The 14,229-nt window shown below is 61.7% G+C and carries 12 protein-coding genes; 2 read left to right on the forward strand and 10 right to left on the reverse strand.

The annotated features are described in order from the left end of the window. Positions 1 to 79: 79 nt before the first annotated feature. From K5Y35_RS19810 to K5Y35_RS19820, 3 genes are all read right to left on the reverse strand, one after another. Entirely contained in the window at positions 80 to 1,618 is a 1,539-nt protein-coding gene (locus tag K5Y35_RS19810) for a cryptochrome/photolyase family protein (protein WP_222832690.1), read from the reverse strand. Positions 1,619 to 1,722: 104 nt separating this feature from the next. Then, a complete protein-coding gene (locus tag K5Y35_RS19815; protein ID WP_222832691.1) occupies positions 1,723 to 2,847 on the reverse strand; it encodes an alkene reductase in 1,125 nt (374 codons plus the stop codon). A 97-nt stretch (positions 2,848 to 2,944) separates the two neighbouring features. Next, positions 2,945 to 3,622, reverse strand: coding sequence for a type 1 glutamine amidotransferase domain-containing protein (locus K5Y35_RS19820; RefSeq protein WP_222832692.1), 678 nt, complete (start codon positions 3,620 to 3,622; stop codon positions 2,945 to 2,947). Positions 3,623 to 3,832: 210 nt separating this feature from the next. Here K5Y35_RS19820 and K5Y35_RS19825 point away from each other — a divergent pair, with 210 nt between their 5' ends. Continuing rightward, positions 3,833 to 4,417, forward strand: coding sequence for a TetR/AcrR family transcriptional regulator (locus K5Y35_RS19825; RefSeq protein ID WP_222832693.1), 585 nt, complete (start codon positions 3,833 to 3,835; stop codon positions 4,415 to 4,417). A 144-nt stretch (positions 4,418 to 4,561) separates the two neighbouring features. Here K5Y35_RS19825 and K5Y35_RS19830 read toward each other — a convergent pair whose 3' ends face one another. Both K5Y35_RS19830 and K5Y35_RS19835 read right to left on the reverse strand, forming a co-directional pair. Further along, positions 4,562 to 5,257, reverse strand: a complete 696-nt coding sequence (locus K5Y35_RS19830; protein WP_315985701.1) for a tRNA (adenine(22)-N(1))-methyltransferase — start codon at positions 5,255 to 5,257, stop codon at positions 4,562 to 4,564. A 136-nt stretch (positions 5,258 to 5,393) separates the two neighbouring features. Further along, the gene (locus K5Y35_RS19835; protein ID WP_123462867.1) at positions 5,394 to 6,443 is read right to left on the reverse strand and encodes an NAD(P)-dependent alcohol dehydrogenase; all 1,050 of its coding nucleotides are present in this window, start codon (positions 6,441 to 6,443) and stop codon (positions 5,394 to 5,396) included. A gap of 189 nt (positions 6,444 to 6,632) precedes the next feature. Here K5Y35_RS19835 and K5Y35_RS19840 point away from each other — a divergent pair, with 189 nt between their 5' ends. Continuing rightward, the gene (locus K5Y35_RS19840; RefSeq protein ID WP_222832694.1) at positions 6,633 to 7,562 is read left to right on the forward strand and encodes a Gfo/Idh/MocA family protein; all 930 of its coding nucleotides are present in this window, start codon (positions 6,633 to 6,635) and stop codon (positions 7,560 to 7,562) included. Between the two features lie 56 nt (positions 7,563 to 7,618). Here K5Y35_RS19840 and K5Y35_RS19845 read toward each other — a convergent pair whose 3' ends face one another. From K5Y35_RS19845 to K5Y35_RS19865, 5 genes are all read right to left on the reverse strand, one after another. Further along, positions 7,619 to 9,037: an alkaline phosphatase D family protein gene (locus tag K5Y35_RS19845; RefSeq protein WP_222832695.1), complete on the reverse strand. Its 1,419-nt coding sequence runs from the start codon at positions 9,035 to 9,037 to the stop codon at positions 7,619 to 7,621. A 324-nt stretch (positions 9,038 to 9,361) separates the two neighbouring features. Further along, a complete protein-coding gene (locus K5Y35_RS19850; protein WP_186748152.1) occupies positions 9,362 to 10,627 on the reverse strand; it encodes an NAD(P)/FAD-dependent oxidoreductase in 1,266 nt (421 codons plus the stop codon). Further along, positions 10,617 to 12,209, reverse strand: coding sequence for an aldehyde dehydrogenase (NADP(+)) (locus K5Y35_RS19855; protein WP_222832696.1), 1,593 nt, complete (start codon positions 12,207 to 12,209; stop codon positions 10,617 to 10,619). Before K5Y35_RS19855 ends, K5Y35_RS19850 begins: the two co-directional genes overlap by 11 nt. A gap of 71 nt (positions 12,210 to 12,280) precedes the next feature. Further along, entirely contained in the window at positions 12,281 to 13,228 is a 948-nt protein-coding gene (locus K5Y35_RS19860; RefSeq protein WP_222832697.1) for a dihydrodipicolinate synthase family protein, read from the reverse strand. 55 nt (positions 13,229 to 13,283) lie between these two features. After that, entirely contained in the window at positions 13,284 to 14,210 is a 927-nt protein-coding gene (locus tag K5Y35_RS19865; RefSeq protein ID WP_222832698.1) for a 4-hydroxyproline epimerase, read from the reverse strand. Positions 14,211 to 14,229 lie beyond the last annotated feature (19 nt).

Consider the following 14,229-nt stretch of genomic DNA (forward strand, 5'->3'; position numbering starts at 1 on the left):
CTGCGAACGAGTACGGATCACCCATTGACACGGCGCCTCATGGTTAAGTTGCACCCGTGGAGTCGCGCGTCGGCTGACCTCAGAGCGACTGCCCGTTGTCGAGCCTGTCGAGCAAGGCCTGGCCGCGTTGCCAGAGTGCCTGTTGTTTGGCTGACGGCATGCGATCGAGGTTTTTGTAGAGCATGGCCATGCGCTGATTGCTGCGCAGCCTGTCGCCGTGGCGCATCAGGAAATGCCAGTACAGGGCATTGAACGGACAGGCGTTGTCGGCGGTGCTTTCGCTCACCTTGTACGCGCAATTCGCGCAGTAGTCGGACATCCGCTTGATGTATTGACCGCTGGCGCAGTAAGGCTTGGAACCGAGGTAGCCGCCATCGGCGTGCATGACCATGCCCAGGGTATTGGGCAATTCGACCCAGTCGAACGCGTCCATGTAGATCGCCAGGTACCACTCGCAGATCTGGCTCGGAACGATGCCGGCCAGCAAGGCAAAATTGCCGGTGACCATCAGCCGCTGAATGTGATGGGCATAGGCATGTTTCAGGCTTTGCCCGATGGCCTGGCGCATGCAGTTCATTTGCGTGTCGCCGGTCCAGTAGAACTCGGGCAATGGCCGGCTGTTGCCGAAGACGTTGCCCGCGGCGTAATCGGGCATTTTCAGCCAGTACACACCGCGCACGTATTCGCGCCAGCCAATCAGTTGGCGGATGAAGCCTTCGGCGGCATTCAGGGCCACGCGGCCTGACCAATAAGCTGCCTCGACGTCGCTGCACACCTGGCGCACATCGAGCAGTCCGATATTCAGCGCAGCACTGATGCGAGCATGGAACAGAAACGGTTCGTCGCTGGCCATCGCATCCTGATAGTCGCCGAAACCGGCCAGCCCGAAATCGAGAAAATACTCCCACAACGCCTGGGCATCGGCGTGGGTCACCGGGTAGTTGAAGTCTTCCAGAGAGCCGTAGTGGCCGGCGAAACGTGCTTTCACCAGTGCGCACACTTGCTCGGTGATGGCGTCCGCCGAGAAGCTCAGGGGGTAGGGCGGCTTGACCTGTTTGGGCAGTGATTTACGGTTGTCCGCGTCGAAGTTCCAGGCTCCGCCGACCGGCGTGCCATCGCCATTGAGCAACAGCCCGCTTTTACGGCGCATCTCGCGGTAGAAATACTCCATGCGCAACTGTTTTTTTCCGGCCGCCCACGCCGAGAATTCGCCGCGAGTGCAGAGAAAACGCCGGTCGCTGTGCCAATGGATCGGCACGCCACAGTCTTTGAGGGATTGCTCCAGACGCCAGTCGCCGGTTTCGGTCAGGTGCACTTCATCCGCGTTCAGGCGCGCCTGCCAACGCTGCAATTCGCCCGGCACGCTGCCGTTGTTTTGCGCGTCGTCGAGGGTGACGTACTGCACGCGAAAGCCCTGGTTGGCCAGCGCCTGCGCGAAGTGGCGCATGGCACTGAACACCAGGACAATTTTCTGTGGGTGATGGGGGACGTGGCTGGCTTCCTCCATCACCTCGACCAGCAGAACGGTATCGCGTTCGCGATCGAGCCCCTGCAACGAGGCGAGATCGAACGATAACTGGTCGCCGAGGACCAGGCACAGCCGGTGGATTGCTTTCATTCGAACGGATTCAGCCTGTTGAGCGGCGATAAAGTTGCCAGCAGTCGATAAAACCTCTGCTCAGATAGTTGTACGAAATTATGTGTTTGTATAGGTTTTTCTGATTAACCGGGATAAACCGGGTAATCGACGTAACCTTGCGCATCGCCGCCATAGACCGTGGCCGGGTTCAGCGCATTGAGTGGCCAGCCATTGGCGATTCGCGCAGGCAGGTCCGGATTGGCCATGAACGGCCGACCGAAGGCCACCAGGTCAGCGAGGCCGGAATCGAGCAACTGCGCCCCGGACTCGGGGGTGTAGCGCCCGGCGTAAATGATTGCGCCGCTGAACGTTTCGCGCACCGCCCGGCGGAAGGTTTCCGGCATGGCCGGGGCATTGTCCCAATCGGCTTCTGCAATGGACAAGTAGGCGATGCCGACGTCTTCGAGCACTTTGATCGCTTCGATATAGGTGCGGTGCGGATCGTCCTCGACCATGCCCAGGTAGGTGCGCGCCTCATCGGTGGTGGTGAACAGCGGGGCGAAACGCACGCCGACTTTTTCCTTGCCGATGCATTCGGCGACTCCCGCCACCACTTCGCGCAGAAAACGCAGGCGATTGTGCAGCGAGCCGCCGTACTGATCGGTGCGCAGGTTGCTGTGGGCGGAAATGAACTGGTTGACCAGATAACCATTGGCGCAGTGCAGTTCGATGCCGTCGAAGCCGGCGTCGATCGCATTGCGCGCCGCCTGGATATACAGCTGAACCAGCTCCTGAACTTCGTCAGTGCTCAGTGCCCGAGGTGCGGAGGGCGGCACCAGTTCGCCACGGCCAGGCGCCGTTTCGATGAACACACTGACCCGGTCGGTGGCCACGGCAGACGCCGACACCGGTGCCGCCCCGTCAGGCTGCAACGCGGTGTGGGAGACACGACCGACGTGCCAGAGCTGGGCGAAGATCACGCCGTCGACGGCATGCACGGCCTCGGTGACTGTGCGCCATCCGGCGATCTGCTCGGCACTGTGGATGCCGGGCGTCCACGCATAACCCTGGCCACGCGGCTCGATTTGCGTACCTTCGGTCACCAGCAAACCGGCACCGGCGCGCTGCTGGTAATACTCGGCCATCAATGCATTGGCGATGTTGCCCGGTTGGCTGCTGCGCTGGCGGGTGAGGGGGGGCAGGACAATGCGGTTTTTCAGAGTGTGCAGGCCCAATTTGGCGGGCGTGAAGTAAGCGTGGTGGTTCATGGGTTACCTTTCAAGGATTTATTAGACCAGTCAACTATTGGTCGAGCGTAAAAAAAACGCCGTGCATCACGCGCACGGCGTCTGGATCGGTCAGTCATCAGCCGAGCATGTTCAACAGCTTCTCGGCGACGGCAGCGGAGCTGGCAGGGTTCTGACCGGTCACGAGTTGGCCGTCAGCCACCACGTGTACCTGCCAGTCGGCGACCTTGGAATAGTGGCCGCCCAGACGCTGGAATTCGTCTTCGATCAGGAACGGCACGACCTCGGTCAGGCCCACCGCAGCCTCTTCGGAATTAGTGAAACCGGTGACTTCGCGGCCCTGAACCAGCGGCTTGCCATCTGCCTTGACCACGTGACGCAGCACGCCCGGCGCATGGCAGACAAAACCGTGAGGCTTGTTGCTGCGGTCGAAGGCTTCGATCAGGGCGATCGACTGCCTGTCCTCGGCCAGATCCCACAGCGGGCCGTGGCCACCTGGATAGAACACGGCATCGAAATCGTCGGCGCGTACATCGGCCAGACGGCCAGTGTTGGCGAGGGCCTGTTGTGCCGCCGGATCGTTGCGGAAACGGTCGGTTTCGGCGGTCTGGGCGTCGGGCTCATCGCTTTTCGGATCGAGCGGTGGCTGGCCACCGGCCGGAGAAACCAGAGTGACATCGGCGCCGGCGTCCTTGAAGGCGTAGTACGGGGCGGCGAACTCTTCCAGCCAGAAGCCGGTTTTCTTGCCAGTGTTGCCGAGTTGATCGTGCGAAGTCAGAACCATCAAGATTTTCATAGAGCACCCTGGGGTTGATCGGGTGGCGTCGCGACGCAACGGATTTGCGCAGCGGCGGCACCGGGAAATGAGTTGTCGGGGCGCAGCATAGTTTCCAATTAGACCAGTCGTCTAGTAATTTTTTCTACGCAGGCTTTTCAATGACAGGTGTGGCAAACTCCCGTTCCATCGAATTAAACGACTGGTCTATTGTTTGGTACTGCACGCCCCATGAAACCGACCTACGACGACACCCGCCAACATTTGCTCGACACCGGCCACCGAATGATGGCCGAGAAAGGCTTCACCAGTGTCGGCCTCAACGAAATCCTGCAAACCGCCGGCGTGCCGAAAGGCTCGTTCTATCACTACTTCAAATCCAAGGAGTTGTACGGCCAGGCGTTGCTTGAGGATTACTTCGTCGACTATCTCGCCGACATGGAGCGACGCCTGACGCTGCCCGGCCTCAACGCCTACGAGCGGCTGATGGATTACTGGCAGGGCTGGCAGAACCGTTGCACCCTGGACGGGCATGGCGACGAATGCCTGGTGGTAAAACTCAGTGCCGAGGTCGCCGACTTGTCCGAATCCATGCGCCTCACCTTGCGTGACGGCGCCGAACGCGTGGTCGCGCGCATTGCCCTGTGCATCGAGCAGGGCCAGGCCGACCACTGCCTCCCTGAGGGCGACGCCCGGCATTTGGCCGAGACCCTGTATCAGCTGTGGCTGGGGGCGAGCCTGCTGAACAAATTGCAGCGCACCGGGCAATCGCTGAAGACGTCGATGGCGACCACGCAAACATTGCTCAGCGTTTGACGCTTGCAGGGGCGTGAGCCCTGCCTCGTTACGCGTGAGCGCGAACATGAGGTTGCGCTTGCGCGTCTCTGCAGTTGATGCGGCGAGCCACAGAATTCCAGACCTGTGTCGGTCTGTCCCGAGCGTCCGTCAGGTGCCGGACCTTCAGGTCAGCAGTTCGCTGATCCATCGCGTCTGGCGGTTCAGTTCCTGCACCCTGCCTTCAGGCAATGTTTGCCGGGCCTGGCTGAGTTGGCTCAACGTCTTCTGCTTATGCCGCAGCTTGTGTCGCCACTTGCTCAGGAACGCCGGGCTGCGTGCCTGCAGGTGCAAGGGGCCGAAGTACAGCTCTTTGGCGCTGTAGCTCACCGCTCCGGCACGTTCGGCGACGATGATTTCGTAGTCGAAGCGGTTCTCGCGCAGCACTTCTTCACTGTGGATCCGGTAGCCGTTGTCCATCAACCATTGGCGCAAGGGCTGCTCGCCGCCGTTGGGTTGCAGGATCAGCCGTTCCTTGCCGCTCAAATGAGTTTTGCCACGGTCGAGAATGTCGCGGATGGTTTCGCCACCCATGCCGCACAGGCTGACGGCGGTAATCGCGTCTGCAGGCGTGATCGCCGCCAGACCATTGGCCAGGCGTACGCTGATGCGCTCGTGCAGATCGTTGTCGCGCACGGTGCGTTGCGCTGCCTGGAAAGGTGTCGTGGCGACTTCGCCCGCCACGGCGTACGCGATGGCTCCGCGCCGCAGCAACGCCACCGGCAGATAGCCGTGGTCCGAGCCGATATCGGCCAGGTGCGCACCGGCCGGAATGTGTGCGGCCACGCGCTCAAGGCGCATGGACAATGTCTGTTCGTTCAACGGCAACCCCTGTTTACCACGCGCCTGCTGCTGGCTGGCAGGCAAAGGGGTGCGACTCTGGCGAGCAACGCCGAGACTGTCAAATCCTGCCGACAGAATTGAAGAGCCCCCGACAGCATGGCCGGGGGCTCACACGTCAGCCCGCCAGGGTGGCGTTGTCGATCACGAAGCGATATTTCACATCGCCCTGGAGCATGCGCTCGTAGGCGTCATTGATCTGATCGGCGCGAATCAGTTCGATGTCGGAGACGATGCCGTGTTCGGCACAGAAATCCAGCATCTCCTGGGTTTCAGGAATGCCGCCGATCATCGAACCGGCGATCGTGCGGCGCTTCATGATCAGGTTGAACACGTTCGGCGACGGGTGTGGCGAGGCAGGCGCGCCGACCAGCGTCAACGCACCATCGCGCTTGAGCAGGACGAGGAAGGCGTCGAGATCGTGCGGCGCGGCGACGGTATTGAGGATGAAGTCGAAGCTCTTGGTGTGGGCAGCCATTTCCTCGGCATTACGTGACACCACCACTTCATCGGCACCCAGCTGCCTGGCCGCTTCGCGCTTGGATTCGGAGGTGGTGAAGGCAACCACGTGCGCGCCCATTGCATGAGCCAGTTTGATGCCCATGTGACCGAGGCCGCCAATGCCGACCACCCCCACTTTCTTGCCTGGCCCGACATTCCAGTGACGCAGCGGCGAGTAAGTGGTGATGCCCGCACACAGCAGCGGTGCGACGGCCGCCAGTTGCGCTTGCGGATGTCGAATGCGCAACACGTAGCGCTCGTGCACGACGATGTTCTGTGAGTATCCGCCGAGCGTCCAGCCCGGCGCGTCCGGCGTCGGGAAGTTATAGGTGCCGATCATGCCGTCGCAGTAGTTTTCCAGACCGCTTTCGCAGTCATCGCAGTGCTTGCAGCTGTCGACGATGCAGCCGACGCCGACCAGATCGCCGACCTTGAAATCCGCGACATGCGCACCGACAGCGGCAACCCGCCCGACGATTTCATGCCCCGGTACACAGGGAAACTGCGTGCCGGCCCACTCGGCGCGCACCTGATGCAGGTCCGAATGGCAGATGCCGCAGAACGCGATGTCGATCTGCACATCATGGGCTGCAGGCGCGCGGCGGTTGATCTGCATCGGCTCAAGGGGTTTGTCGCCCGCATGGGCGCCGTAGGCTTGTACAAGCATGGGAACATCCTCGATCGGTTGGTCGTATCGGCATTCTTCACGTTCTGGTCGACCGGGCAGTAGTGCATTCCTGTGTAATCCTTGCCTGATCCTGTGCGTGTTTGTGACGTTGCATTGACAGACGATCGCGGTGTTTGCAGGTAACCTGCCGGTTCACTGACTAAAACAAAAGCAAAGCAGGAGTCACTGATGCAACCAATCCGTCTCGGTCTGGTGGGCTACGGCAAGATTGCCCAGGATCAGCACGTCCCGGCGATCAACGCCAACCCCGGATTCCAGCTGGTGTCTGTCGCCACGCAGGGCCAGCCGTGCCCTGGTGTGGAGAATTTTCATACCTTGAGCGAGTTGCTGGAACACGGCCCGCAGGTCGATGCCATCGCGTTCTGCACCCCGCCCCAAGGGCGCTTCGCGCTGGTGCAACAGGCGCTCGCCGCCGGCAAACATGTGCTGGTGGAAAAGCCGCCCTGCGCCACGTTGGGCGAGGCCCTGGCGCTGGTCGATCAAGCTGCGGCGAAGGGCGTCAGTGCCTTGTTCGCCTGGCATTCGCGCTATGCGCCCGGCATTGAAGCGGCCCGCGACTGGCTGGCCTCGCGCACCCTGCAAAGCGTGCAGATCGACTGGAAGGAAGACGTGCGCAAGTGGCATCCCGGCCAGACGTGGATCTGGCAACCCGGCGGCCTCGGCGTATTCGATCCGGGCATCAATGCCTTGTCGATCGTGACCCACTTGCTGCCGCACCCATTGTTCGTTGAATCTGCCGAGTTGCGCGTGCCGGACAACTGCCAGTCGCCGATTGCCGCGTCGATCAAAATGGCAGACGCACGGCAGCTCGACGTGCGCGCGGAATTCGATTTCGACCACGGTCACGATGAGTTGTGGAGCATCAAGATTCGCTGTGCCGAAGGCGTTCTGCGCCTGGACAACGGTGGTGCACTGTTGAGCATCGACGGCGTGCGCCAGACCGTGTCGGAAGAGGGTGAGTATGCGGCGGTGTATCGGCATTTCCAGCAGTTGATTGCTGATAAGGCCAGTGATGTGGATGTGCAGCCATTGCGGCTGGTGGCGGACAGTTTCTTTGTGGGGAGTCGGGTGGCGGTCGAGGCGTTTTACGACGCCTGAAGTCAGCGCCGTCAATCGAAAGCCTGCCCGAGGGCAGGCTTTCGTGTTTCCGGGCGCTAGAACTTGATTTTCGTTGCCGGTCCCAGGGATCCCCCCTTGCGTTCGAAAAAGTTTACGTCGACCCCTTTAAGACTGCTTTCCAGCCTGGCGAAGTTATCGTCGGAGTACACGTCCGAGAGCAAACGAGTGACATAGTTGCCGCCCGGTATCCCGGTAAGCTGGGTGTCGAAGGCGAATTCGGTTTTACTCATGTGCGGGTACGGCCAGAAGAACGACGATGAAACCACGCTGTGGACACTGAAGCTCGGATCGCTGTCCAGGGTCAGCTTGCTGACGAAAGAGCAATGCACGTCGCCGGAAACGAAGATCACCTTGCTGATCTTATTGTTGCGGATGTGTTCGATGATCAAGCGACGCTGTTCGGCAAACGCGCCCCATTTATCGTCGGCATCATTCAACAGATCAGGAAACAACGGGACTGAAGTCACGACGAACTTCACCAATTGGCTACCGTTGCCCAGCCAGTCCAGGAGCGCCTTGAGTTGCGTCTCGCTGACCATGGTTGGAGGCGTTGCGGACAAGTCTCGCTCTGTGCGTGAGTCCATGACGAACCACTCCGAGCAGCCGTCGACGAAGCTGTACCAGAAGTGTGAAAGGGTACCTTCGATCCGGCCCACGCGGTCGGCGCTAAAGAGCGGGCTGTGGCTGCTCTGGTAGATTTGATAGGCGTGGATGGCATGGGGATAGAGCGTCACGCGATCCTGCTTGTCGGCATTGGCTGGCCAGTTATCTTCGATTTCATGGTCGTCCAGAATCATGTACGTCGGCACGCGAGCCATCAATTGCTGGATGTAGGTCTGTGAAAACACCGTGCGATAGCGCTCCAGAAACTGATCGAGGCGGGTATCGGGGGCAACGAAGTTGAGGTCATCGGCGTAGATCTGGTCGCCAATCATCAGCAGCGCGTCGACGGGTTTTTTCTTTTCAATCTGTTCGAGTACAGAGCGAAAGACCTTGTCGCCCCGGTCGTCATACCAGAGCCCGCCAAACAGGCGCAGCAGGTAGCGACACGAGCCGACCACATAGCCTCGCGTACCCGTGGTGCTGGTGGTGCTGGTTTTGAATGACATGGTGAAGTCAGCGTCCGGTGTCGGCCACTCCAGCAGGTTTGCGTTGATCTGTTCAATTTTTTCCAGTTCGGCGTCGGCAAAAAACCAGCCCGCCTGATACTCGTAAACGGTCGACGGGGTCAGGCTGGAGATGGCGAACACACCGGTCATGTCGAAGTTCGGCGACAGTTTGTTGAAGAGCGGATCTGACCATTTCTGGCCGCCGAGCTTGCGCCAGCGTACAACGCCGAAAGCGCGCCGCAGACCGTGCGCGTCCCGCTCGAGTTCGCCACGCAGAAACAAACGTGTCTGATTGGGGTCGGTGAATCCGACGATAGGCCCCACGGTGGGCAGGTTGATTTTCATTTTTCACGCTCGCTGATAGTGATTGTCGAGAGTTTCAATCAGGCACAGGAAATCGCGGGGGAACCCCAAAACGTTGGCAGCAGGGCTGAGGGCGATAGGGAACAGTGGTTCCAGCAAAGGCGTCCATGGGTGCTGCGCTCCAGTGAGCTGACTGGCGGGTTTTGCGCACACACTCTCATCCTTGCAACGCTGTGAAGAGCGTTATTCCGGACTGCTGACGACCACGGAGAATGGGGAGAGGTACGGTTTAAGCTAGCCCGGATTCCTGCCGTTGCCAGTGGCAAGGGCAGAAAATTTCATCGCTGGCCGGTACCTCTCGCTGATTCAGAAACGCGCAAGCCTGTAGGGCGAGAGGGCGGGTAAATCATTCACCTGATTCAGCGCTGTCGATAACGCCATCTCGACGACCATCTCCGCCGTCACCGCCGCCTGCGTCAGCCCCAAATGCTGATGCCCGAACGCAAGCAACACTTTGCCATCGCAGACCTGGTCAATTACCGGCAGCGAATCCGGCAGCGACGGTCGAAAGCCCATCCACGGCGTCGCGGCTTCAGCGCTCAGATCCTTGCGAAACAAGCCCTGACTCAAGCGATGCAACTGCCACGCACGGGCCATGCTCGGCGGGCGTTCCAGGCCGGCGAACTCGACGGTGCCGGCCAGCCGCAAGCCTTCGGACATCGGCGTCATGATGAACTTGCGTTCCAGCGAGGTGACCGCGAAGGGCAGTCGATTGTGCTCCGTCGGCAGCATCAGGTGGTAGCCGCGTTCGGTGTCCAGTGGCACTGTCCTGCCTGTCAACGCGGCGGTGAGTTTCGCCGAGTGTGCACCGCAGGCAATCAATACGCGGCGCGCGCTCAGGCTACCCGATGCGGTGGCCAGCGATACACCGTGTTCCAGCACAGCGCCGCCCTGTACCTGTTGTTTGACGAAACTCACGCCGCAGGCTTTCGCTGCTTCGACCAGTTCGCCCACCACCCGATACGGATCGATAAAGTGGCCGGTGCGCGGGAAGAATAAACCGCCCTGAATCTGTTCGCTAAGCTGCGGCGCCGCGTCCCGGATCGCGCCGGCGTGCCAGAAATCCACCGGCACTTGCTGCTGACGCAGGCGCGCCTGAAGCGCTTCGATGGCCTGGCGTGATTCACCTCGTTCGAATACCAGCAAGGAACCGTCGACTTTCAGCAGGTCGGGGCGCTCGATCTCCGTGAGCAACCGTTGCCAGGCATCGAGGCTGGACTCATTGAGCGCGCGCAATCCAGCGACGGTTCGCCGAAACGGCTCCGGGCGCAGATTCAGCAGCAGTCGCGTGAACCACGGCAGCGCACGCGGCAGGTATTTCCAGTCCAGCCGCAGCGGCCCCATCGGGTCCATCAACATGGCCGGCAAGCGTTTGAGGATCGACACATCGGCAATCGGAAACACCTGCTCGGTGGCCAGATGCCCGGCATTGCCGAACGAGGCACCGTGACCGGGTTCCTGTTGGTCGATGACCACCACGCGCTGGCCCTGGCGCGCCAGACGCAGGGCGCAGGCGACGCCAATGATGCCGGCGCCGACCACGGCGATGTCGTGGGAGACGTTATTCGGCATGGATTGACGCTTCCCTTTGGCCATCGAACAGCCGACGCAGATGCAGCGGATTGGCCTGTTTCAATGCGCTCGGCAACAGGCTGTCGGGGAAGTCCTGGTAACACACCGGACGCAGGAAACGCAGGATTGCCGCGCTGCCCACCGAGGTTGTGCGCGCGTCGGAGGTGGCCGGAAACGGGCCGCCATGCACCATCGCATCGCAGACTTCCACGCCGGTCGGCCAGCCGTTGACCAGCAGGCGGCCGGCCTTGCGTTCCAGGGTCGGCAGCAGTGAACGGGCGAGTTCAAGGTCGTCGTCATCCAGCTGCAGGGTCGTTGTCAATTGCCCTTCCAGATGTTCGATCACCCGGCGAATTTCAGCGTCACTGACGCACTGCACAATCAACGACGCCGCGCCGAACACTTCCGCTTGCAGACTGTGATCGGTGAGGAAATCGGCAGCATCGGTGACAAATACATGGGCCTGACACGCGTTCGGGCCACCGGCGATCTGACCGCTGGCGGCGATCCGGGCGCGACTGTTTTGCGCCAGTGCATTCACGCCAGCCTTGTACGCACTGCAGATGCCCGGCGTGAGCATGGTCTGTGCCGGGCTGTGCTGAAGGCGCTCGGCAACGCGGCCAACGAAGGCATCCAGCGCCGGCCCCTGGCGCGCAATCACCAGCCCGGGATTGGTGCAGAACTGTCCGGCACCCAGGGTCAGCGAGGCGACAAAGCCTTCGGCCAAGGCCTGCGTGCGCTGGTGCAAGGCCGCCGGAAACAGCAGCACCGGGTTGATCGAACTCATTTCCGCATACACCGGAATCGGCTCGGGCCGTGCCTGCGCGGCCTGAATCAAGGCCAGACCGCCGCTGCGCGAACCGGTAAAGCCGACCGCTTTGATTCGTCGATCACTGACCAGCGCAATGCCCAATTCGCGACCGGAGCCGTATACCAACGAAAACACGCCTTCGGGCAGATCACAGGCTTTAACCGCCCGAGCCACGGCGCGGCCAACCAGTTCGCTGGTGCCGGGATGCGCGCCGTGCGCCTTGACAATTACCGGGCAACCGGCCGCCAGCGCCGACGCCGTGTCCCCGCCGGCTACCGAGAATGCCAGCGGGAAGTTGCTCGCGCCGAACACCGCCACCGGTCCCAACGGGATCTGGCGCTGGCGCAGGTCCGAACGCGGCAACGGTTGACGCTGCGGCTGAGCCGGATCGACCCGCACATCGAGCCATTCACCGGCACGTACGGTGCGGGCGAACATCCGCAACTGCTGGCAGGTGCGAGCGCGTTCGCCCAGCAAGCGTGCACGCGGCAGACCGGTTTCGCTGGTGGCGCGGTCGATCAGTTCATCGCCCAGGCCTTCGATTTCCTCGGCGATGCGCTCAAGAAATTCGCCACGGGCGCTCAGGGTCGTCTCGCGATAACGGTCCAGAGCGGCCCAGGCCAGTGCGCAAGCCTGTTCGACATGCTCGGCTGAACCGCCGAAGTATGCCGGTTCCAGCGCGGTATCGGTGGCCGGGTCGAGGCCGCTAATGGCGTCGCGATTGCCCGCGACGGTGTGTTGCCCGATCAACATGTGGCCCGTCAGAGTCATGGTGTCTTCCTGATGAATAAGGTGAGGCCTGCCGTGAGGCGTAAGGCGTCACGGCAGGCGAGGGCGCCAGGTCAGGCGAAATGCTGCTCGGCCGACCAGTTCTCGTACCAGTGGCGGAACAGCGAATACTGGTTTTCCGCGTAATGCCGCTGGGCGTCGCTCAACGTGTCGGTCTCGTTGAAGTGCAGGGTGTATTCCTTGTCACCGTTGAGCACCATCAGGTGTTTGTAATACAGCACCAGATCGCAGCCCTCGTCGAACGAGGACAGCACCGCCAGCGCCGATTCCAGCTCGCGTGCCTGGCGCCGCGCCTTGGCGTCACCCTTGGCCGCTTGCTTGCTCAGGGCGACCAGTTGCAGCACTTCACGGGGCAAGGCGTTGCCGATACCGGTGATCGCGCCGGTGGCGTTGCAGTTGACGAAACCGTGCACCACCTGGGTATCGACACCGACCATCAGGGTTACGTCGTCATCCTTGGAGGTGATGTTTTCGGCGGCATACCGCAGGTCGGCGCCACCGCCGAACTCTTTGAAGCCGATCAGGTTCGGGTACTCGCGGCGCAGTTCGAAGAACAGCTCGGCGCGGGTGGCAAAGCCGTAGTAAGGGCTGTTGTAGATCACCGCCGGCAGGTTTGGCGCAGCTTGCAGGATTGCCGCGAAGTGGGCTTTTTGCGCCGCGGCCGAAGCACCACGGGACAGCACCCGCGGAATCACCATCAAGCCTTGTGCGCCGACGCTCGCCGCGTGGGCGGCGTGGGACACCGCTTCGCGAGTGTTCACCGCACCGGTGCCGACGATGGTCGGAATTCCTGCCGCGACCAGGCGTGCCACGCCCTCCTGACGCTCGGCTTCGGTGAGCAGCGGCCAGTCGCCCATCGAACCGCAATAGACCACGGCGCTCATGCCGATATCGATCAGCTCGCGACCCTTGGCCACCAGCTTGTCGAAGTCCGGTTTGCGCTGGGCGGTGCACGGGGTCATCAGGGCCGGCATGCAACCGGTGAAGATGTTGTCGCTCATTGTCTTAACTCCTTGGCACATCATTCAAAGGGAGGTGAATAGTCAACGCGGCGGCTCAGATGCCCCACGCGAACGGGTCTTGTTCGTCGATCAGCAGGGTGCTGTCAGCGGTTATAAAAGCGCGGCCGGTGATGAACGGGCGGATGCGTTCGCCTTCCCATTCGAAGCGGCCTTCGAACTGGCTGCCGGTGATGCTGGCCTGCACCCAGCGTGCGCCGGGTTGCAGCTTGTCGTCTGCGGCCAGGCAGGCGAGTTTGGCGCTGGTGCCGGTGCCGCAGGGCGAGCGGTCGTAGGCCTTGCCCGGGCACATGACAAAGTTGCGGCTGTCGGCGTGGGCATCGTCAGCGAACAGTTCGATGTGGTCGATGACCGCACCGTCTTCGCCGTGAATGCCTTGTTCTTCGAGGGCTTTGAGCATCGCCCAGGTGTAGGCGGTGAGGTGCTCGACGTTGTCCATGCTCAGGGTCTGGCCGTGCTCGGAGACGAGGAAGAACCAGTTGCCGCCATAGGCAATATCACCGCACACGCTGCCGAAACCGGGCACGTCCACCGATACCTGTTTGCGGTAGCGGTAGGCGGGCACGTTGCCCAGGGTCACGTTGCCGTCGTCATGCAACGTGGCGCTGACCGGGCCGACCGGTGTGTCGATCTTGTGCACGCCAGGCTTGATGTGCCCCAGAAACTGCAACGAGTTGATCAGGCCGATGGTGCCGTGACCGCACATGCCGAGGTAACCGGCGTTGTTGAAAAAAATCACCCCGCACGTGGCGTCCGCCGACACCGGCTCGCAATACAGTGCGCCGACCAGCACTTCGTTGCCGCGCGGTTCGAGCAGGCAGGCGCGGCGCCAGGCATCGTGCTGAGTGCGCAGGGCCTCGCGTTTCTCCACCATGGTGTCGCCGGACAGGGCGGGAAAACCGTGCATCACCAGGCGCGTGGGTTCACCGCCGGTGTGGGAATCAATGACGTGTATGCGTTTCATGAAGGTGTCCCGTTGAGTG

The sequence above is a fragment of the Pseudomonas sp. SC3(2021) genome (genome assembly GCF_019856535.1).
Taxonomy (GTDB): domain Bacteria; phylum Pseudomonadota; class Gammaproteobacteria; order Pseudomonadales; family Pseudomonadaceae; genus Aquipseudomonas; species Aquipseudomonas monsensis.